The organism is Rhodanobacter sp. T12-5 (assembly GCF_008329435.1).
In the GTDB taxonomy this organism is placed as follows: Bacteria; Pseudomonadota; Gammaproteobacteria; order Xanthomonadales; family Rhodanobacteraceae; genus Rhodanobacter.
Genome location: NZ_NPKN01000001.1, coordinates 327,363 through 348,166, shown reverse-complemented (window position 1 = coordinate 348,166; position 20,804 = coordinate 327,363). Strand labels below are relative to the sequence as shown.

The window sequence follows — 20,804 nt, the reverse complement described above, 5'->3', positions numbered from 1 at the left end:
TCCTGGCGGGATGCGCAATGGCATTAAATCGAAAAATTGACGCAATGGCAACGGTCTACGGGAACTTTCTCAAGTAATTGGCGTGATGTCCACCACATTCACGAACATGTCTTGTCTGGCGCATCCCTTGCTTGTGATCGGCCTGCATCATGTGACAAATACTGCTACATCTATACTCTGTGATGTTTTGACTCAGGTCTCGCTATCTCCCATACCATGCAAATTTTCAAGCGTTTGTTGCGCTGGGCGCTCGTCCTGGCCTTTTCCGGTTTGCTCCTGGCAGTTATCGCGGTTGGCGTGGCGTATTGGCTGATAGCACCAAGACTCCCCTCGGTAGCGGTTCTCAAGGACTATCACATGCAGGTGCCGCTGCGCGTGTTGAGCGCCGACGGCAAGCTGATCGCGAGTTTCGGCGAGACGCGGCGCATCCCGGTGGACATCGAGAACGTGCCTGACCGCCTCAAGCACGCGGTGCTGTCCGCGGAAGATGCGGACTTCTATCACCATCCGGGCGTGGACTGGCACGGCATCGCCCGCGCCGCCTGGCATGTCATCGTGACCGGCGGCGACAAGGGTTCGGGCGGCTCGACCATCACCCAGCAAGTGGCGCGAAACTTCTTCCTCAGCCCGGAAAAACTGTATTCGCGCAAGATCACCGAGATATTCATTGCCTTGCGCATCGAGCACGAACTCACCAAGGACCAGATCCTCGAGCTCTATCTCAACAAGATGTTCCTCGGTCACCGCTCCTACGGGGTGGGCGCAGCGGCGGAGTACTACTACGGAAAGACGCTCGACCAGCTGACCGTGGCCGAGTGCGCGTTGATCGCCTCGACCTTCCAGTTGCCCTCGGCGGTCAACCCGATCAACAGCCCGAAGCGCGCGATCGCCCGGCGCAACTGGGTGCTGAGCGAGATGCTGCGGCACGATTACATCACCAAGGCCGTGTACGAACAGGCGATCGCCGAGCCGAATCACGCCTATCCGCATGAACAGCCGATCGAGGTGGATGCGCCGTACCTGGCCGAGATGGTGCGCCGGCAGGTACTCGACCGTTTCGGCAACGACGCGCTGACGGAAGGCTACGTAGTCCGGACCACCGTACAGAGCGGGCGTCAACAGGCGGCGGTGGAAGCTCTCCGCGACGGGCTGGTTGCCTACGATCATCGGCATGGCTGGCGCGGGCCGGAAGCCCACCAGGACCTGCCTGCGAACGCAGGCGAGAGCGAGTTCGACAACCTGCTTTCCAGCTACGGCATCATCTCGGGCATGCAGCCGGGCCTGGTCACCGCCAGCGACGCGAAGCAAGCAACGGTTTACCTGCCCAGCCACGAGAGCGTGATCCTCGACCTGGCAGCGGTCGCGTGGGCGCGCCCCCACATCAACGACGACCGCGTCGGCGCCGCCCCGACCAAGGTCGACAGCGTACTCAAGCGCGGCGACATCATCCGCCTTTCGCGCGACGACAAGGGCGACTGGCAGCTTGCGCAGATCCCGGCGGCGCAATCGGCGCTGACTTCGATCAACCCGGAAGACGGTTCGATCCAGGCACTGGTGGGCGGCTTCAACTTCGTGCGCAGCAAGTTCAATCGTGCGGTGATGGCCGCGCGCCAACCGGGTTCCAGCTTCAAGCCTTACCTGTATTCGGGCGCATTCGATCGAGGTTTCACGCCGGCATCGATCATCAACGACGCACCGCTGGCCCTGCCCGACCCATCGAAGCCGAACGGCATCTGGACCCCGGCCAACGACGACGGAAAGTTCGCCGGCCCGATGCGCCTGCGCGAGGCGCTGGTGCAATCGAAGAACCTGGTCTCGATACGTCTGCTCGATGCCATCGGCGTGCGCTACATGCGCGAATATGCCACCCGCTTCGGCTTTTCGCCCGATGCGATTCCGGCCAACCTGTCGATGGCGCTGGGCACCGCTTCGGTGTCGCCGATGAGCATGGCCCGGGGTTATGCGGTCTTTGCCAATGGCGGTTATCTGGTAACGCCATATTTCATCCACGAGATCGACGACCGCAACGGCAAGCCGGTGTACGTGGCGAACCCCGCGCGCGCCTGCCGCAACTGCCAGGAGCGCCTGCTCGATACGCGCCCGCCCGGCCCGCCACCAGCCGACATGAACCTCACCCCCGCCAACAACCTGGTCGGCACGGAAGGCCCGCCGGCGGAATCCAGCAGCGTCGATGGCGTCGGCGAGGCGGTGCTGCCCGCCGACGTGCATGCCGACAGTACGCATCCCCCGGTGCTCGCGCCACGGGTGCTTGAGGCGCGCAACGATTACCTCATCACGTCGTTGATGAAGGACGTCATCCTACGGGGCACCGGCTCGGCCGCGCGCGCACTGGACCGTGCCGACCTGGCCGGCAAGACGGGTTCCACCAACGACCACCGCGATGCCTGGTTCGTCGGTTTCAACGGCGACCTGTCGACCGCCGTATGGGTCGGCTTCGACGACTACAGCTCGTTGGGCCGTGGCGAGTTCGGCGCCAAGGCGGCCTTGCCGATCTGGATGGAATTCATGGGCAACGCCCTCAAGGGCCTGCCGCTGAACGCGTTGCCGATGCCGCCGGGAATCAGTACGGTAAGGATCAACCGCCAGAGCGGCCTGCCTACGTCCGCGGACGACCCGGATGGAATGGACGAAATGTTCAAGGTCGAGGACATCGATCGCCTGCGCAGCCAGGCAGCACAGAAGAAGGAGCAGGATCAGCAACACGCCTATGACATCTTCTGAACCACGGATCGCCCCGCCAACATGCGGGGCGCTGTCCATCGAACGATGAGGAGCGCGCCATGTCCCGAGGCGAACACCACCGCATTCACGCCCACGATCGACTGCAGCGCAATCGCCAGCGCATCGCCCAGGAAGCCGCCCGACTGATGAGCGAGCACGGCATCCGCGACTTCCATCATGCCAAGCTGAAGGCGGCCGAGCGGCTCGGCATTCTCGAGACGCAGGCCTTGCCGCGCAACCTGGAGATCGAGCAGGCGCTGCGCGAACACCAGCGACTGTTTCTCGCCGACAGTCAGCCACAACTGCTGCGGCAGCGGCGCGAGGCCGCGGTCGACGCCATGCGTTTTCTCGCCGCGTTCGAACCGCGACTGGTCGGCGCGGTGCTCGAGGGCACCGCCGATGCGCATTCGGCCGTCTGCCTGCACGTTTACAGCGACGATCCGGAAGCGGTCGTGCTGTACCTGCGCGAAAACGGCGTGCCGATCGAAACCCAGGTACGCCGGTTGCGCTACGGCCGTGACGAACAGCCCGAATACCCGGTACTGCTGTTCGCCGCCGACAAGCTGCCGTTCGACCTCACCGTGCTGCCGCGCGACGCGTTGCGCCAGGCGCCGCTGGACCGCACCGATGACCGACCGATGCGGCGCGCCTCGATGGCACAGGTGCAGAGCCTGCTGGACGAAGATGCCGACGAAGGTTTCGAGCAACGGCTGAGCGCGACGTTGCGCTGAAGCGAATGCCCGCTCCATGAAAAAACGCCCCGGTCGAAACCGGGGCGTTCCTGTTTGTCCCGGCGAAAGCCGACGATCAGCGCCTGGCGGTCGGCACGTAGTCGCGCACATCCGCGCCGGTATAGACCTGGCGCGGGCGACCGATCCGCGATCCGGGGGTTTCATGCTGCTCGATCCAGTGTGCGATCCAGCCGGAGGTGCGCGCGATGGCGAACATCACGGTGAACATCTCGGTCGGGATGCCGAGCGCCTTGTAGATGATGCCGGAGTAGAAATCCACGTTCGGATACAGCTTGCGCTCGACGAAGTAATCGTCCTTCAGCGCTGCCTCCTCCAGTTTCATCGCCACGTCCAGCAGCGGGTCGTTGACACCCAGCTCGGCCAGTACCTTGTGGCACATTTCGCGGATGATCTTGGCGCGCGGGTCGAAATTCTTGTACACGCGATGGCCGAAGCCCATCAGGCGGAAGCTGTCGTTCTTGTCCTTGGCGCGCAGGATCGCCGACTCGACATTGTCCGGCGTGCCGATTTCTTCCAATTGCTTGAGCACCGCCTCGTTGGCGCCTCCGTGCGCCGGACCCCACAGCGCGGTGATGCCGGCGGCGATCGATGCATAGGGATTGGCGCCGGTCGAACCGACCAGCCGCACGGTCGAGGTCGACGCGTTCTGCTCGTGGTCCGCGTGCAGGATGAACAGCAGGTCGAGCGCCTTGGCCGCGACCGGATTCATCTGCAGCGGCTCGCTCGGCACCTCGAACATCATGTGCAGGAAGCGGTCGACGTATTCAAGGTTGTTGCGCGGATAGCGCAACGGCCAGCCCACCGAGTAGCGATAGCAGGCCGCGGCGATCGTCGGCATCTTGGCGATCAGGCGGATGGCGGCGAGCTTGCGATCGGCCGGATCGTCCACACTCAGGTCGTCGTGGTAGAACGCCGACAGCGAGGCGACCGCCGCGGCCAGCATCGCCATGGGATGCGCGTCGTGATGGAAGCCCTGGAAGAAGTTCTTCAACGACTCGTGCATCATCGTGTGATGCGAAACATCGTGCTCGAACGAGGCGAACTCCGCCGGCTTCGGCAACTCGCCGTTGAGCAGCAGGTAGGCCACTTCGAGGAAGCTGGAATTCTCCGCAAGCTGCTCGATCGGGTAGCCGCGGTACAGCAACACGCCCTTGTCGCCATCGATGTAGGTGATCGCGCTCTTGGTGCTGGCGGTGCTGCCGAAACCGGGATCGTAGGTGAAGTGGCCGGTGTCCTTGTACAGCGTGCCAATGTCGATGCACGCCGGGCCGAGCGTACCGCTGACCAGCGGCAGTTCGCTGCTGCGGTTGCTCGACTCATCCAGCAACTTGACGATCTTGGGATCGGACACGGAAACCTCCTTCATGTGGGTCACCGCCGACGGCAACCGCGATGACGGCGCCGTCCGGCGAGGGAATTACCTGGCATCGCGTGCCGGGGAAAACATGCGATGCGACGGACGCGTTGACGTCGGCTTACCCACCATTATCGCACAAGGCCTCACTTGCATTCGATGGCGGATGGCCGAAACCGGAACGAGAAAAAGCACGGGGCAAGCCTGCGCTCGCCCCGTGCCTTGAATCGGATCCATGCAGCGCTCGCGAAAGCGATGGCTGCCGTTCCCGCTTATTCCTTGACGGAACCCGCGTAGCGGCGGCGGAACTTGTCGACGCGACCGCCGACGTCCAGCGACTTCTGCTTGCCGGTGTAGAACGGGTGCGAATGGCTGGAGATATCCACCTTGATCAGCGGGTACTCATTGCCGTCTTCCCACTTGATGGTTTCCTTGCTGGACATGGTCGACTTGGTCAGGAACGCGAAGTCGGACGACAGGTCCTGGAATACCACCGGCTTGTTGTTCGGATGGATATCAGGCTTCATGACAGGCTCTAAAGCGGTGGTGAAAAGAGCGGCATTGTAACGAGAATGCGACCCTGGCCGCAAGCCGCGACCACCCGGCAGCCAGCCAGGGCAGCTGCGCGCCGATCAGCCCGGCACGCCCAGCGCACGCCGTACCATCGCGGCAAAACGCATCTGATCCACTTCCAGCACGATGTTCGCCTGCGCCGGTCGGCCCAGTCGCGCCTTCCAGTCGACCACGGTGGCGCCACGGGTCAGCCGTCCGTCCAGCTCCACGGCCACCGCCCTGGTCTCGCTGCGGGTCACGATGGACGGATCGAGTGCCACTGCCATCGCCAGCGCATCGGCGGCCACCAGCCCGTGGCGGTCATGTTTCGCGTTGTAGCGGCGCGCCGTGGCCACGATCCTGCGGAAAAAGTCCGCGCGCCGGTCGCCGGCCGCCAGCCAGCCATCGAATTCGGCGTCATCGAACGCATGCCGCAAGGTGGCTTCCCAATCGACCAGGTCGAACGCGGGGAACGCCTCGAACACCACGTGCGCCGCCTCCGGATCGAAGCCGATGTTGAATTCCGCCGGCACCCTGCCGGTATTGCCGTGGCCAGTGACGGCGCCACCCATGACCACCAGGCGAGGTACCCGCCCGGGCAGGCTCGGATCGAGCCGCAATGCCAGTGCCAGATTCGTCAATGGCCCCAGCGCCACCAAGGTCAGTTCGCCCGGTCGTTCACGGGTCAGCCGCAACAGGGCCAGCGCGGCCGCCTCGTCCGCCAGCATGGCGGCAGGCTCGGCAAAGCCGACATCGCCGAAACCGTCCTGGCCGTGCACGAACGCGGCATCTTCGTCGGGCGCCCGCACCAGGGGCGTGGCACAGCCGGCGAACACCGGCGTGGCCGCGCCGACCAGATCGACCAAGGTGCGCGCATTGCGTACGGTATGAGCGAGACCGACATTGCCTGCGGCAATGCTGAGCCCGGCAATATCCGCGTGGGCGTAAGCCATCAGGATCGCCAGCGCGTCGTCGACGCCGGGGTCGGTATCAATCAGGAGTTGCGGCTGGGTCATGAACTGGAAGGGCCGGAAACGGGTTAGCTTAAAGGGAACGGGGAATGGGGAACAGGGAACAAAAGCGAAGCTTCACGACATCACTCCCGTTTCCCGTTTCCCGTTCCCCGCTTCACGCATGCACGAACCGCGCGGCCCCGCCGATCCAGCGCTCGATCAGCTGTTCGGTCTGCCGCGGATGCTTCACCAGCATGTGTTCGCCGACCTGCTGCACCGCGGGCAGCAGGTGCGCGTCGCGGGTGAGGTCGGCGATGCGGAAACTGAGCTGGCCGGTCTGACGGGTGCCAAGCACTTCGCCCGGACCGCGCAGCTCGAGATCCTTCTCGGCGATGCGAAAACCGTCGTTGGTCTCGCGCATCACCTGCAGCCGCTCGCGCGCCAGCTGGCCCAGCGGCGGCTGGTACAACAGCACGCAGTTGGACGCCACCGCACCACGACCCACCCGGCCACGCAGCTGGTGCAGTTGAGCCAGGCCGAGCCGCTCGCTGTTCTCGATCACCATCAGGCTGGCGTTGGGCACGTCCACGCCCACCTCGATCACCGTCGTCGCCACCAGCACGGCCAGTTCGCCAGCCTTGAACGCGTCCATCACCGCCTGCTTTTCCTTCGGCTTCATGCGGCCGTGGATCAGGCCGACCTTGAATCCGGCCAGCGCGGCGGACAACTCGGCATGCGCCACTTCCGCGGCTTGCGCCCGCAGTTGCTCGGATTCCTCGATCAGCGTGCACACCCAGTACACCTGGCGCCCCTCGGTGCAGGCGGCGTGGATGCGATCGATCACCTCGGCCCGCCGCGCGTTCGAGATCGCGATGGTCTGCACCGGCGTGCGGCCGGGTGGCAGTTCGTCGATCGAGGAAACATCGAGATCGGCATATGCGCTCATCGCCAGCGTGCGCGGGATCGGCGTGGCGGTCAGCACCAGTTGATGCGGCACCAGTTCGCCGTCCTTGCCCTTGTCGCGCAGTGCCAACCTCTGCTGCACGCCGAAGCGGTGCTGCTCGTCGACGATGACCAGGCCGAGCTGCGCGAATGCCACGCCTTCCTGCATCAACGCGTGTGTACCGATCACCACCGGTGCACCGGCCGCCACCCGCTCCAGCGCCTGCTTGCGCGCCTTGCCGGTGACCTTGCCGGCCAGCCATTCCACTTCGATGCCGAGCGGCTGCAGCCAGTGCCGGAAATTGTGCAGGTGCTGTTCGGCCAGCAATTCGGTCGGCGCCATCAGGGCGACCTGATGGCCCGACTCCATCGCAGCCAGCGCGGCCAGCGCCGCGACCACCGTCTTGCCGCTGCCGACATCACCCTGCACCAGTCGCAGCATCGGCTTGGCCTTGGACAGGTCGCGCGCGACCTCGGTGCTGACCCGCTGCTGTGCCGCGGTCAGCCGGAACGGCAGCCCCGTCAGCAACCGACCACGCAACACACCATCACCGCCCAGCTTCGGCGCGTGCCGGCGCCGCACCGCGGCGCGCATGCGTTTCAGGCTCAGGTGCTGGGTCAACAATTCCTCGAACGCCAGCCGCTGCTGCGCCGGATGCCGCCCCAGCAACAGCTGGCCGAGATGGGCGTCGGGCGGCGGCCGGTGCACGTACAGCAATGCGTCGCGCAGCGAAGTGAGTCCGTGCTCGGCGCACAGCTCGGGCGGAATCAATTCCAGCTGTGTCGCCGGTGGCAACAGCGCCAGCGCCTTGCCGATCACCCCGGCCAGCCGCTTCGAACCCAATCCCTCGGTGGTCGGATAGACCGGGCTGAGCAGTTCGTCGACCTTGGCTGCTTCATCCCCACTCAGGCGCTGGTAGTTCGGATGCACCATCTCCAGGCCCTGCGCACCATGACGCGCCTCGCCGTAGCAGAGCAGCCGCGTACCCGGCCGCAGTTGCTCGGCCTGCGCCCGATTGAAATGGAAGAAGCGCAACAGCAGGGCCTGCCCGCTGGCATCGCCGATCGCGACCTTCAATTGCGGGCGATAGCGGAAACCACGTTCGACCGCCTCGACCACGCCTTCGACCTGCGCCCGTTCACCCACGCGCAGATCGGCGATGGCGGTGACGCGGGTCTTGTCTTCGTAACGCAGCGGCAGGTGGAACCACAGGTCCTGCACGCGCTCCAGCCCGAGGCGGGCCAGCAAGGCGACCAGTGCCGGGCCGACACCGGGCAACGCGCTGACGGGAGTGGTGCCCGGATCGGTGCCGACGATGGAAGCAGGACGGGCAGTGCGGGTGGCCATGACCTGCAAGCCTAACCGAGCACCGTCTGTCGTCGTAAGTCAGCAGCCGACAATATCTGTCGGCGCGGACCGCGCATGAAGATCAGCCTGCCCCGATTACGGCAATACCATCACCGCGTCGACTTCGACCTGGGCCGCCTTCGGCAAGCCGGATACCTCGATGGTGGAGCGTGCCGGATACGGCTGCTGGAAGTATTCGGCCATCACGGCATTCACGGCGGCAAAGTTCGCCAGGTCGGTGACGTAGATGCCGACGCGCACAATCTGCGCCAGCGAGCCGCCCGCTGCCGCCGCGACCGCGCCGAGGTTGTCGAATACACGGCGGGTCTGCGCGGCAATGTCGCCATCGATCAGCGCGCCCGTGGCCGGATCCAGCGGAATCTGCCCGGAGAAGTAGACCGTGTTGCCGGCGCGCACGGCCTGCGAATAAGGACCAATCGCGGCCGGAGCCTTTTCGGTGGAGATGATGCTGAGGGGCATGGGGTTTCCTTGGAAATCGGGAATCGGGAATCGGGAATCGGGAATCGGGAATCGGAGACTATCGTCCAATCGGCACGACGCCAACTTCCGTAGCTGGCCGCCTCGAACCATTCCCGGATTCCCGGCTTACAAAGGATAGCGATGCGCCCCGCTGACCACGCCGGTGCGGCGCACTCGGCGGATCACGTCGGCGAGATGCTTGCGGTTTTTCACTTCCATGGCGAACAGCAGGGTCGCGGCGGCGGCGTCGCGCTCGACGTATTCCACGTTCTCGATGTTCGAATCGGCGGCGGCGATCGCGGCGGCCACGGTGGCAAGCACGCCGGGGCGGTTGATGACTTCGATGCGAAGTTCGGCGCGGTAGTCGCCTTGCACGTCGCGATCCCACTCGATCGCCACGCAGCGCTCCGGTGACTTGCGCAGCTCCACCACGTTCGGGCATTCCTCGCGATGGACCACGATGCCCTTGCCGGAGGACAGGTAGCCGATGATGTCGTCGCCGGGCAACGGGTGGCAGCAATTGGCGAAACTGAGCACGCCGCGCTCGGCGCCGGTGATGCGGATCTTCTCGTGCGCGTGCGGGGACGGCTGTGGCGCATCGCCGGCCCGCTTCCCGCGCGACGCCAGCAGCTGGCTGGCGACCACGTCGGGCATGCGGTTGCCCAACGCAATGTCGGACAACAGCTCTTCCAGCCGCTTCAGCTTGGAGGTCTCCAGGAACCGCTCCAGCACCGCCGGCGGAATGCCGTCCAGGCTGCTGCCCTGCGCGTCCAGCGCACGATCGAGCATGCGATGGCCAAAATCGACGGCGTCTTCGTGCTGCAGATGTTTCAGGTACTGCCGGATCGCGGCGCGCGCCTTGCCGGTGACCACCACCTCCAGCCATGCCGGGTTCGGCACGGCGGACGGCGCGGTGATGATTTCGACCAGCTGACCCGATTCCAGCCGGGCGCGCAGCGGCAGCAGTTTCTTGTCGACCCGCGCCGCCACCGCGTGATCGCCGACATCGGTGTGCACGGCGTAGGCGAAATCCAGTGCAGTGGCGTTGCGCGGCAGCGACAGGATGTCGCCGCGTGGCGTGAACAGGTAGACCTCATCGGGAAACAGGTCGATCTTGACGTTCTCGATGAATTCCGACGACGAGACGGTGGCCGCCGAGCTGTCGACCAGCGAGGACAGCCATTCGCGCGCCCGCGCCTGTGCGCTGTTGGCCGGGCCGCTGTCGGTCTTGTAGGCCCAGTGTGCGGCGACGCCGCGTTCGGCGACCGAGTCCATTTCGGCCGTGCGGATCTGCACTTCGATCGGTGCGCCGAACGGCCCCAGCAGCACGGTGTGCAGCGACTGGTAGCCGTTCGCCTTGGGAATGGCGATGAAGTCCTTGAAGCGCTTGTCGACCGGCTTGTACAGCGCGTGCACGACGCCGAGCGCCATGTAGCAGCTCATCGCGCTGTCGACGACGACGCGAAAACCGTAGACGTCCATCAGTTGGGCGAAACTCTTGTGCTCGCCGCGCATCTTCGAATAGATGCTCCACGGCGACTTGATCCGTCCGACGACATGGGCCGGCAGATGATCGGCGGCCAGCCGCGTGGACAGTGCGGCCTCGATCTTGCCCATCGCCTCGCGGCGATTGCCGATCGCTGCACGGATACGCTCGCTGATCACCCGGTAGCGATCCGGATACAACGCACGGAAACCCAGATCCTGCAGCTCCGCCTTGAACTTGTTCATGCCAAGCCGTTGCGCGATCGGGGCGAAGATCTCCAGCGTTTCGCGCGCGATACGACGGCGCGAACCGGCATCCTTGGCCCCCAGCGTACGCATGTTGTGCAGGCGGTCGGCCAGCTTGATCAGGATCACGCGAATGTCGCGCGCCATCGCCAGCAGCATCTTGCGGAAGCTTTCCGCATCGGCTTCCTGGCGAGTGCCGAAACGCATCTTGTCCAGCTTGGTGACACCGTCGACCAGTTCGGCCACCACGTCGCCGAACTCGGCACCCAGGGCGTCGCGGCTGAGCTCGGTGTCTTCCAGGGTGTCGTGCAGGATCGCCGCGATGATCGTCTCGGCATCCAGCCCCAGTTCGGCCAGAATGCCGGCCACCGCCACCGGATGGGTGATGTACGGCTCGCCGCTCTTGCGCTCCTGTCCGGCATGGGCCTGCGCTCCGACGAGAAAGGCGCGCAATACGCGCTCGACCTGATCGTCGGGCAGATAGGCGATGCGTTCTTTCAGTGCCAGCACATACGGCGGCAACGCGGACAGGTCGACCGGAGCGTAATGCGTGGCCACAGTCATCGGTGCCAGCGCCGAGTCAGGCGCCCACCCCACCGCAACAGCAAGCGACTGCCGGACGTGCGCCAGCCATCACACCGGATTGCCCGGTGTGGCGGACGCGCGTTCTACAGCAGCCGCCATCCATCAATCGTCGCCGCCCTTGGAAAGGTCGTCGTCGACCTCCGCGGCGGCCCACTCGAGCGCCTCGCGCTCGGCGCGCTCGCGCTCGGCCTTGTCGATCTGGTCGATCGTGGCCTGGTCGATGCGGCGGGCGGCGATCTCGCGCAGTGCCAGCACGGTCGGCTTGTCATGGTCGGGATTGACTGCGGGCTCGGCACCTTTTTCCAGCTGGCGCGCGCGCTTGGTTGCCATCAGCACCAGCTCGAAGCGGTTGTCGACCACCTCGAGGCAGTCCTCCACGGTAATGCGTGCCATGCGAAATCCTCAAAGAATAAAATGACTTATCTGGTCTGACAGTGTAGATGAGCAGGTGCTTTGCTGGCAATGCGGCGAGCGCGTATCATGGCGGGCTGGGTGAGGAGCGGTTCGCTTGGCCGCGAAAGCAGGCCGAAAGCCGTGCAAGATATAAAACCAGACAGTACACTTATACCATCCCCTGCTGCGATCTCCTGCCCGATGCCCCCATTCCGCTCCACCTCATTGAGCCGCTGGCTGACCGTGTTCGCGATCGCGCTGCTCGCCGGCTGCGCCATTGCCAAGCCACGCACCGACGATCCGCTGGAGAAATACAACCGCGGCGCCTACAAATTCAACGACGCCGTGGACAAGGCGGTGATCCGCCCGGTGGCGCTGGGCTACCGCAAGGTGACCAACCCGCCGGTACGCCGTTCATTCAGCGATTTCTTCACCAATATCCGCATGCCGATCACGGTCGCCAACGACCTGCTGCAGGCACGCCCGAAGCAGGCGCTGCAGAGTACCAGTCGATTCCTGATCAACCTGACGCTTGGCGTCGGCGGCTTCTTCGACCCGGCAAGCCAGCTCGGCCTGCCGCTGGAAGACAACGACTTTGGCATCACCCTGGCACGCTGGGGCGCGCCGGAAGGCGACTATCTGGTGCTGCCGTTGCTGGGCCCGACCACGGCCCGCGACATCTGGCAACGCCCGGTCGACAGCTATTTCTTCGACCCGTTGACACTGTATGCCAACAACCATCATTACAACGGCCTGCAGTTCCTGCCGCAGGCGATTTACCTGGTGACCATCCGCTCGCGGGCGATCGACGCGGAAGGCTTCCTGCAGTCTGCCTACGATCCGTACGTGTTCATCCGCGATGCGTACCGGCAGCAGCGGCTGTACAAGATCTACGACGGCAATCCGCCGCTCGATGTCATCCAGCAAATGCAGGGACTGGACGAAAAGAATTTCGACCCCGAGGAGTTGCTCGACCAGCAACACAAGTGGGAAAAGAAGCACCCGGGCCACGGCGGGCAGCCGTAGAAAAACCTGACCGTCGATCCAAGAAAAAGGGCCTGGCGGCCCTTTTTCATTCCACATCGCTTCGACTCGATCAGCCCATCAGGGAATCGACCTCGCACACCTGCGCCAGCGCCTGCATCCCCGCCGGGACGTGCACAGCCTGGAGCACTCGTCCGCGGCGGGTGGCCTCGGCGATGACCGCCAGCACGCAGGCGAGGCCGGCACTGTCGTTGTGGCTCACACCGGCCAGGTCGAGCCGGTTCACGGTCCCGTCCCCTGCCAACGCCGACTCGATCGCCTGCCAAGCCGCCGCCGCGGTGTCGAAGCTCAAGTCGCCGTGCACGCCCAGGGTGCCGGGCGCGGCGGAATCCAGTCGAAAGCCTGGCGCGCCCATGTCGGTCACGGTTTGTCCTTGTTGTCCTTGGCCATCGTCTCCAGCGCCTTCGAGCCCTGGGTTTCGAGGTTGGTGATCAACTTCTCGATGCCGACCTTGCGGATTTCCGCATCCACCTGGTTGCGGTAGTTGGTGACGTACGAGATGCCCTCGATGATCACGTCATAGGCTTTCCAGTCGCCACTGCGACTCTTGCGGAAGGCGTAGTCGATCGACACCAGCTTGCCATCGTCCAGCACCACCTGGGTGCGTACCACCGTGCGCTTGTCGTTGAGGTCGCCCTTGAACGGCAGCACCTTGACCCGGCCACGGGTGTAGTTGAGCAGGCCTTCGGCGTAACGATGGGTGATCGAGTTGTAGAACGCGTTGGCGAACCGTTCGCGCTGTTCCGGGGTGGCCTCGCGCGCGTGCTGGCCGAGCACCAGGATCGAGGCATAGTCCAGATCGAAGTGGGGCAGGAACACGCCATCGATGACCTTGATCAGCTTTTCCTGATCGTGCTTCAGTTCGTCACGATGCCCCTCGATCGCCGTGGCCAACTGGTCGGCTATCGTCTGCACGACCTGTGCCGGAGTCTGCCGCGTGGCGGAAGCTGCCGACGCGTCCTGGGCAAACGCCGGGGCAGCGATGATGGTGCCGAACGCGAGAGCGGTGGCAAGGGCCAATCTGCGCAACATGAAAAACTCCTTCAGAAAACCGGCTCGGCGAGCCGGTGGGGATATCGGGGCTATTTGCCGTTGCCGGCATCCTTCTTGTCACCGGGCGAACCATTGACCAGGAACTTGCCGATCAGGTCCTCCAGTTGCATCGCGGACTGGGTCAGGATCATCTCGTCGCCGTCCTTGAGCACGTCGGGCGAGCCGCCCGGCTGGATCGCAACATACTGAGTGCCGATCAAACCGCTGGTGAACACCGCGGCGGCCGAATCGTCGGGAATCGCGTCATAGCGCTTGTCGATCGACAACACGACCTCGGCATTGAGCTTGACCGGGTCGGCATGCACCGACTGCACGCTGCCGATCACCACGCCGGCCATCTTCACCGGCGCGCCGGCCGAAAGCGAACCGACGTTGGTGAAGCTGGCCTTCACCGAGTAACTGCCGCCGACATTGTCGACCACGCTGCCGGCGCCGAAGAACTTGCCCAGCATTTCTTCCAGCGGCTCGGTGGACTTGGTCCGCGCCAGCGTGCCGCCTGCAGCCACGGCCTGCTTCGCGGTGCCGTACTGAATGCCCACGTACTGATCGCCGAGCAGGCCGCTGGTGAAGATGGTCGCCACCGAATCCTGCGGAATGTGGTCGTAACTCTTGTCGATCGACAGTTTCACGTCGGCCACGTCGTGGCCGGGTTGCAGCGTGATCGATTGAACCTGACCTACGCGCACGCCGGCGATCTTCACCGGTGCGCGCTCCTTCAGCTGGCCGATGTTGGTGAACTGCGCCTGGACCGTATAGCTGTCGCCCTGGTGCACGTTCGCCACCGAACTGGTCTGGGTAGCAAGGTAGGCCAGCGCGGCAAAGCCGAGCACGATGAACAGGCCGGTGCCGACGGCGTACGAACTTCTCTGTTGGCTCACGGCAAAATCCTCGGGAAACGATGGGTCATGACAGTCACATCAAGAAAGCGGTAAGCACGAAGTCCAGCGCCAGGATCGCGATCGACGAGGCGACCACGGTACGGGTGGTGGCGTACGCCACGCCCTCGCTGGTCGGCGGCGTGGTGAAACCCTGGAACACCGCGATGAGCGACACCACCGCGCCGAATGCCAGGCTCTTCAGCAGCACGCCATTGACGATGTCCGTGTGCACGTCCACCTGGGCGGTCATGTTCGACCAGAACGTGCCGTTGTCGATGCCGAGCCAGGTCACGCCGACCAGGTGGCCGCCGAAGATCGCCATCGCGCAGAACACGCAGCACAGCAGCGGCATCGCGATCAGCCCGGCGAGGAAGCGCGGCGTGGCGACATAGGCGATCGGGTCGACCGCCATCATTTCCATCGCGTCGATCTGGTCGGTGGCACGCATCAGGCCGATCTCGGCGGTGATCGAGGTGCCGGCGCGCCCGGCGAACAGCAGCGCGGTAACCACCGGCCCCAGCTCGCGGTACACCGACAACGCCACCACCATGCCGCTGGCCGAGGTGCCGCCGAAGATCGACAGCACGTGGTACAGCTGCAGCATCAACACCATGCCCACGAACAGGCCGCAGACCATGATGATGGTCAGGCTCATCGCGCCGACGAACCACAGCTGGCGGATCGTCTCGCGCGCGTAGCGGAAGCTGCGCGGGATCGCCGCCAGCAGGGTCAGCAGGAACAGTCCGCAAGCGCCGATCTGCGCCAGCGACTGGCTCACCACGTTGTTGCGTTGCGGCTCGCGCACGGTCATTTCGCCGCTCCGGCAAAACCCAATGCCTCGGCGTAATCGCCGGCCGGATACTGGAACGGCACCGGACCGTCCGCCTCTCCGCCGAAGAACTGGCGCGTCCACGGTGAACCGTCGCTGGCAATCGTCTTCGGGTCACCTTGCGCCACCACCTTGCCGTTGGCGATCAGGAATACGTGGTCGGCGACCTGCTTGATCGCCTCCAGTTCGTGCGCCACCAGCACACTGGTGATCCCGAGCGTCTGGTTGAGCGTGCGGATAAGTTTCAGCACCTGGTTCAGCGCCACCGGATCGAGCCCCACGAACGGTTCGTCGTACAGGATGAGCATCGGGTCGAACACGATCGCACGCGCCAGCGCCACGCGCCGTGCCATGCCGCCGGACAGTTCGTTCGGCATCAGTTGCGCGGCACCGCGCAAACCGACCGCCTGCAACTTCAGCAGCACCAGGTTGCGAATCAGCACCTCCGGCAACCTGGTGTGCTGGCGCAACGGGAACGCCACGTTCTCGAACACGTCGAAATCGGTCAGCAGGGCCGAGTTCTGGAACAGGTAGCCGATGCCTTCGCGCAGCTTGTACAACTGCTCGCGCGACAGTTCGGCCACGTTGTCGCCGTTCACATGAATGCTGCCGGCATCGGCGCGCATCTGCCCGGTGATGTGCTTGAGCAAGGTGGTCTTGCCGGTGCCGCTGGGGCCCATGATCGCGGTGATCTTGCCGCGCGGGATGTCCATGTCCAGCGCATCGAAGATCGTCTTGCCGTTGAGCACCGTGGTCAGGCCACGGACCCGCACCAGGGCGGGGTCGTCAAGCGTGGTGCGAACGGGTTCGGTCATGAGCGGCAAATACGGCGGGAAAGCGGACAAGGTAGCTGAAGCATCATTCCAAGACCATTGCACAGGCCATCGGGTTCACTCGGCCGCAGGCGCCAGCAGCTCGTTGATCAGCGCCTCGTGCCGTTGCCACTGCAGCGCGCTGCGCAGACGCACCGCCCGCACGATCGCCTGCAGATCGGCCAACGCCTCGTCGAACACGTCGTTGACCAGGATGTAGTCGAACTCGTGCGCATGGGCGATCTCGCCGCGCGAATTGCGCAGCCGGCGCTCGATCACCTCGGCACTGTCCGAGCCGCGCCCGCGCAGGCGCCGTTCCAGTTCCGCCCGCGATGGCGGCAGGATGAACACGCTGACACAGTCCGGCTTGCTGCGGCGGATCTGCTCGGCACCCTGCCAGTCGATCTCCAGCAGCACGTCGCGCCCCTGCGCCAGCAACTCCTGCACCGTGGTGCGCGAGGTGCCATACAGATTGCCGTGCACCTCGGCGTGTTCGAGGAAGATGCCCTCGGCGATCTCGCGCTCGAACTCGCCACGCTCGACGAAGTAGTAATGCCGCCCGTACTGCTCGCCCGGCCGCGGCGGCCGCGTGGTGTGCGACACCGACAGCGAGATCGCACTTTCGCGTTCGAGCAGTGCGTTCACCAAAGTGGACTTGCCGGCACCCGAGGGTGCCGCCACCACGAACAGCGTGCCCGCCTCAATACTCATAAGCTTGCGCAGCGCTCTTGCCCCCTCGCCCCCGTGGCGACCGCAGGGAGTCCCCTTGCGGGTGGAGGAGGGTCGGGGTGAAGGTGCGGGACTCGCCGTAAATGTTCATTCGATGTTCTGCACCTGTTCGCGCATCTGCTCGATCAGTACCTTCAGCTCCACCGCGGCGTTGGTGCTGCGCGCGTCGACCGACTTGGAACCGAGCGTGTTCGCCTCGCGGTTGAACTCCTGCATCAGGAAATCCAGCCGACGGCCGACCGGTTCCTTCAGGCCCAGCACGCGGCGCGTCTCGGCGATGTGGGTGCTGAGCCGGTCCAGTTCCTCGTCGACGTCGGTGCGGGTGATCTGCAGCACCAGCTCCTGTTCCAGACGGCCCGGCTCGACCGGCTGCTTCAAGTCGGCCAGCCTCGTCTCCAGCCGTGCGCGCAGCGCGGCGCGGATTTCCGGCATCCAGCCGCGCACGTCGGCGACCACGCGCTCGATGCCATCCAGCTTGTCGCGCAGGATCTCGCCCAGTTTCGCGCCCTCGCGCTCGCGGGTGGCGGTGAGCGCGTCCAGCGCGCGATCGAGCACGTCGAACAAGGCCGCCTGTTGTGCCTCGGGATCGACCTCGGCCTGCTGCATCACGCCGGGAAAGCGCAGCAGTTCGGTGAACTGCACCTGCAAGCCGGGGAACAGTGCGGCCATGTCGAGGTTCAACTCGGACAGGCGCGACAGCAATCCGCTGTTGACCTGCAGCGACTCGCTGCGCGCATCGCCGGTGCGCCGCACGGTGAGATCGAGCTTGCCGCGCGACAACTTCGCCGCCACCCGCTCGCGCAACTGCGATTCGAACGCGCGCAAGTCATCCGGCAGCCGCGGGCTCAACTCCAGATAACGATGATTGACCGTGCGCAGCTCGCAACTGAGCGTGCCGGATGGCCCGGTGGTTTCGGCACTGGCGTAAGCCGTCATGCTGCGGATCATCGTCGGCCATCCGGACGTGGGGAAAGGACGCAATGGTAAACTCTCCGGTCCAACCTTGCCCAATCCGGCCACTCCCCATGAATTCCGTCACCCGCCCCAGTGGCCGCGCCAGCGACCAGCTGCGTACCGTCACCATCGAACGCCACTACACCCGCCACGCCGAAGGCTCGGTGCTGGTCAGCTTCGGCGACACCCGCGTACTGTGCACCGCCAGCATCGAGGATCGCGCGCCGGCCTGGCTGCGCGGCAAGGGCGAAGGCTGGATCACCGCCGAATACGGCATGCTGCCGCGCGCCACCAACACCCGCACCCAGCGCGAAGCCGCGCGCGGTGGCCAGGGCGGGCGCACCATGGAAATCCAGCGTTTGATCGGCCGCAGCCTGCGCGCCTGCGTCAATCGCCAGGCGCTGGGCGAGCGCGTGATCACGCTCGACTGCGACGTATTGCAAGCCGACGGTGGCACCCGCACCGCGGCGATCACCGGCGCCTACGTGGCCCTGGTCGACGCAGTGAACCTGCTGATGAAGCGCGAGAACCTCAAGCGCAACCCGGTGGTGGGCGCGATCGCTGCAGTCTCGGTAGGCATCTACAAGGGCCAGCCGGTGCTCGACCTCGACTACGCCGAGGATTCGGATTGCGACACCGACATGAACGTGGTGATGAACGACGGCGGCGGCTTCATCGAGGTGCAGGGCACCGCCGAAGGCCATGCGTTCCGCCGCGGCGAGATGGATGCGCTGCTGGCGCTGGCCGAGAAAGGCATCGGCGAGCTGGTGACCGCGCAGCGCACGGCACTGGCCGCTTCAACCAAATAACGCTGTCGCGCGCAGCGCGGCAATCGTCCCCTCCCGCCGGCGGGAGAGGGCAACGAAGTTCAGGAGACCCGCATCAACATGTCGCGCATCGTCCTCGCCAGCAGCAATCCCGGCAAGCTGAAGGAATTCGGCGCACTGCTCGCCGACAGCGGCCTCGAAGTCGTGCCCCAGGCCAGCCTCGGCATCACCGACGCCGACGAAACCGGCCTGACCTTCGTCGAGAACGCCCTGATCAAGGCGCGTCATGCCGCGCAAGCCAGCGGCCTGCCCGCGCTGGCCGACGACTCCGGCCTGTGCGTGGATCATCTCGACGGTGCACCGGGTCTGTACTCGGCGCGCTACAGCGGTGGCCACGGCGACGCCGCGGCGAACAACGCCAGACTGCTGTGCGAACTCGACGGCGTGCCGACGCCACGGCGCGGCGCGTTCTTCATCTGCGTGCTGGTGCTGCTGCAACACCCGGACGATCCCGCGCCGCTGATCGCCGAAGCGCGCTGGCACGGCCGCATCCTCACCGAGGGCCGCGGCACCGGCGGCTTCGGTTACAACCCGGTATTCCTGCCTGAAGGCTACACACAGAGCGTCGCCGAGATGGACGACACGCTGAAGAACCGCCTCAGCCACCGCGGCCAGGCGCTGGCGCTGCTGCACGAACGGCTGCGCGAACTTCGCCACGCATGAGCCTGATCGCGCCACCGCTGTCGCTGTACATCCACATGCCGTGGTGCGTGAAGAAATGCCCGTACTGCGATTTCAACTCGCACGGCCTGCGCAGCGAACCGCCGCCCTACGCCGACTACATCGACCACCTGCTGGCCGATCTCGACGCCGATCGCGCCGACTTCGCCGCCACGCTCGAAGGCCGCCCGATCGTCAGCATCTTCTTTGGCGGGGGCACGCCCAGCCTGTTCTCGGCGGAGCTGATCGCGCGCCTGCTCGACGGCGTGCGCGAACGCCTGCCACTGCAGGCCGACGCCGAAGTCACCCTGGAAACCAATCCCGGCACCGTCGAACACGGCCGTTTCGACGGCTATTTGAAAGCCGGCGTCAACCGCATCTCGTTCGGCGTGCAAAGCTTCGACGACGACAAGCTGCGTCGGCTCGGCCGCATCCACTCGGCCAATGAGGCCGAGGCCGCAGTGAAATCCGCGCAGGACGCCGGTTACGAAAACATCAACCTCGACCTGATGTACGCGCTGCCGCAGCAAACGCTCGACGGCGCGCTCGCCGACGTGGAACGCGCGGTCGCGCTGGCCCCCGCGCACATCTCGCACTATCAGCTCACGCTGGAACCGAACACCGCCTTCGCCGCCAATCCGCCGCCGCTGCCCGACGACGATCACGCCTGGGCGATGCAGGAAGCCTGCGAAGCGCGCCTCGCCGCCGCCGGCTACGGCCAGTACGAAATCTCCGCCTATGCGCAACCGGGCCGGCGCTGCGTGCACAACCTCAACTACTGGCAGTTCGGCGACTACCTCGGCATCGGTGCCGGCGCGCACGGCAAGCTCAGCGACGCCGTCAGCGGCCAGGTGCACCGGCGCTGGAAAACCCGCCATCCACGCGCTTACCTCGAGGCCAGCGGTGGCCCTGCCCGGATCGGCGGCGACAACGTGGTCGGTGCGGACGAGCTGCCGTTCGAGTACATGCTCAATACGCTGCGCCTGATCGACGGCGTGCCGATGGCCGCGTTCGCCGAACGCACCGGGCTGCCGCCCCAGCGCATCGCGGCGGCCCTCGCCGCCGCCCGTCAGCGCGGCTGGCTGCACGACGATCCGCAACGACTGCACACCACCGCGCTGGGGCAACGTTTCCTCAACGATGTGATCGGTGGTTTCCTCGCTTGAAAGTCGTCGCCCGGTCGATG

The 20,804-nt window shown here is 65.3% G+C and carries 20 protein-coding genes; 6 read left to right on the top strand and 14 right to left on the bottom strand.

Going from position 1 to position 20,804, the window contains the following annotated elements; genetic code table 11:
- Window positions 1–216 precede the first annotated feature (216 nt).
- Both CIW53_RS01515 and CIW53_RS01510 read left to right on the top strand, forming a co-directional pair.
- Window positions 217–2,742 carry a penicillin-binding protein 1A gene (locus CIW53_RS01515; RefSeq protein ID WP_149362936.1) on the top strand — a complete coding sequence of 842 codons (2,526 nt, stop codon included), beginning with the start codon at window positions 217–219 and terminating at the stop codon, window positions 2,740–2,742.
- Between the two features lie 59 nt (window positions 2,743–2,801).
- Window positions 2,802–3,473 carry a hypothetical protein gene (locus CIW53_RS01510; RefSeq protein ID WP_149362935.1) on the top strand — a complete coding sequence of 224 codons (672 nt, stop codon included), beginning with the start codon at window positions 2,802–2,804 and terminating at the stop codon, window positions 3,471–3,473.
- A 76-nt stretch (window positions 3,474–3,549) separates the two neighbouring features.
- Here the strand turns inward: CIW53_RS01510 and CIW53_RS01505 are convergent, their stop codons facing one another.
- The 7 genes from CIW53_RS01505 to rpoZ form a co-directional block, all read right to left on the bottom strand.
- Window positions 3,550–4,845, bottom strand: coding sequence for a citrate synthase (locus tag CIW53_RS01505; RefSeq protein WP_149362934.1), 1,296 nt, complete (start codon window positions 4,843–4,845; stop codon window positions 3,550–3,552).
- Between the two features lie 275 nt (window positions 4,846–5,120).
- Window positions 5,121–5,375, bottom strand: a complete 255-nt coding sequence (locus CIW53_RS01500) for a type B 50S ribosomal protein L31 (RefSeq protein ID WP_149362933.1) — start codon at window positions 5,373–5,375, stop codon at window positions 5,121–5,123.
- Between the two features lie 105 nt (window positions 5,376–5,480).
- The gene (locus CIW53_RS01495) at window positions 5,481–6,416 is read right to left on the bottom strand and encodes a nucleoside hydrolase (protein ID WP_149362932.1); all 936 of its coding nucleotides are present in this window, start codon (window positions 6,414–6,416) and stop codon (window positions 5,481–5,483) included.
- A 112-nt stretch (window positions 6,417–6,528) separates the two neighbouring features.
- Window positions 6,529–8,643, bottom strand: a complete 2,115-nt coding sequence (recG, locus tag CIW53_RS01490) for an ATP-dependent DNA helicase RecG (RefSeq protein WP_149362931.1) — start codon at window positions 8,641–8,643, stop codon at window positions 6,529–6,531.
- A 96-nt stretch (window positions 8,644–8,739) separates the two neighbouring features.
- A complete protein-coding gene (locus tag CIW53_RS01485) occupies window positions 8,740–9,123 on the bottom strand; it encodes a Rid family detoxifying hydrolase (RefSeq protein WP_149362930.1) in 384 nt (127 codons plus the stop codon).
- Window positions 9,124–9,249: 126 nt separating this feature from the next.
- Window positions 9,250–11,418, bottom strand: coding sequence for a bifunctional (p)ppGpp synthetase/guanosine-3',5'-bis(diphosphate) 3'-pyrophosphohydrolase (locus tag CIW53_RS01480; protein ID WP_149362929.1), 2,169 nt, complete (start codon window positions 11,416–11,418; stop codon window positions 9,250–9,252).
- A gap of 123 nt (window positions 11,419–11,541) precedes the next feature.
- Window positions 11,542–11,832 (bottom strand): DNA-directed RNA polymerase subunit omega, encoded by a 291-nt coding sequence (gene rpoZ / locus CIW53_RS01475; protein ID WP_007509529.1) that lies wholly within the window; start codon window positions 11,830–11,832, stop codon window positions 11,542–11,544.
- Between the two features lie 201 nt (window positions 11,833–12,033).
- Between rpoZ and CIW53_RS01470 the strand changes: the two genes are divergently transcribed.
- Window positions 12,034–12,858 (top strand): VacJ family lipoprotein, encoded by an 825-nt coding sequence (locus tag CIW53_RS01470; RefSeq protein ID WP_149362928.1) that lies wholly within the window; start codon window positions 12,034–12,036, stop codon window positions 12,856–12,858.
- Between the two features lie 70 nt (window positions 12,859–12,928).
- Here the strand turns inward: CIW53_RS01470 and CIW53_RS01465 are convergent, their stop codons facing one another.
- From CIW53_RS01465 to CIW53_RS01435, 7 genes are all read right to left on the bottom strand, one after another.
- The gene (locus tag CIW53_RS01465) at window positions 12,929–13,231 is read right to left on the bottom strand and encodes an STAS domain-containing protein (protein ID WP_149363408.1); all 303 of its coding nucleotides are present in this window, start codon (window positions 13,229–13,231) and stop codon (window positions 12,929–12,931) included.
- A 5-nt stretch (window positions 13,232–13,236) separates the two neighbouring features.
- A complete protein-coding gene (locus tag CIW53_RS01460) occupies window positions 13,237–13,908 on the bottom strand; it encodes an ABC transporter substrate-binding protein (RefSeq protein WP_149362927.1) in 672 nt (223 codons plus the stop codon).
- Window positions 13,909–13,958: 50 nt separating this feature from the next.
- A complete protein-coding gene (mlaD, locus tag CIW53_RS01455) occupies window positions 13,959–14,807 on the bottom strand; it encodes an outer membrane lipid asymmetry maintenance protein MlaD (RefSeq protein WP_149362926.1) in 849 nt (282 codons plus the stop codon).
- A gap of 34 nt (window positions 14,808–14,841) precedes the next feature.
- On the bottom strand, window positions 14,842–15,618 hold the full coding sequence (gene mlaE / locus CIW53_RS01450; protein ID WP_149362925.1) for a lipid asymmetry maintenance ABC transporter permease subunit MlaE: 777 nt from the start codon (window positions 15,616–15,618) through the stop codon (window positions 14,842–14,844).
- Window positions 15,615–16,451 (bottom strand): ATP-binding cassette domain-containing protein, encoded by an 837-nt coding sequence (locus CIW53_RS01445; protein WP_149362924.1) that lies wholly within the window; start codon window positions 16,449–16,451, stop codon window positions 15,615–15,617. The genes mlaE and CIW53_RS01445 overlap by 4 nt, the downstream gene beginning before the upstream one ends.
- 75 nt (window positions 16,452–16,526) lie before the next feature.
- Complete coding sequence (gene gmk / locus CIW53_RS01440) at window positions 16,527–17,159, bottom strand: guanylate kinase (protein ID WP_149362923.1); 633 nt, start codon at window positions 17,157–17,159, stop codon at window positions 16,527–16,529.
- Between the two features lie 105 nt (window positions 17,160–17,264).
- Window positions 17,265–18,125, bottom strand: a complete 861-nt coding sequence (locus tag CIW53_RS01435; RefSeq protein WP_149362922.1) for a YicC/YloC family endoribonuclease — start codon at window positions 18,123–18,125, stop codon at window positions 17,265–17,267.
- A 77-nt stretch (window positions 18,126–18,202) separates the two neighbouring features.
- Between CIW53_RS01435 and rph the strand changes: the two genes are divergently transcribed.
- From rph to hemW, 3 genes are all read left to right on the top strand, one after another.
- The gene (gene rph, locus CIW53_RS01430) at window positions 18,203–18,940 is read left to right on the top strand and encodes a ribonuclease PH (RefSeq protein ID WP_149362921.1); all 738 of its coding nucleotides are present in this window, start codon (window positions 18,203–18,205) and stop codon (window positions 18,938–18,940) included.
- A 78-nt stretch (window positions 18,941–19,018) separates the two neighbouring features.
- Window positions 19,019–19,621, top strand: coding sequence for an RdgB/HAM1 family non-canonical purine NTP pyrophosphatase (gene rdgB / locus CIW53_RS01425; RefSeq protein WP_149362920.1), 603 nt, complete (start codon window positions 19,019–19,021; stop codon window positions 19,619–19,621).
- Window positions 19,618–20,784 (top strand): radical SAM family heme chaperone HemW, encoded by a 1,167-nt coding sequence (hemW, locus tag CIW53_RS01420; protein ID WP_149362919.1) that lies wholly within the window; start codon window positions 19,618–19,620, stop codon window positions 20,782–20,784. The genes rdgB and hemW overlap by 4 nt, the downstream gene beginning before the upstream one ends.
- The last annotated feature ends 20 nt before the right edge of the window (window positions 20,785–20,804 follow it).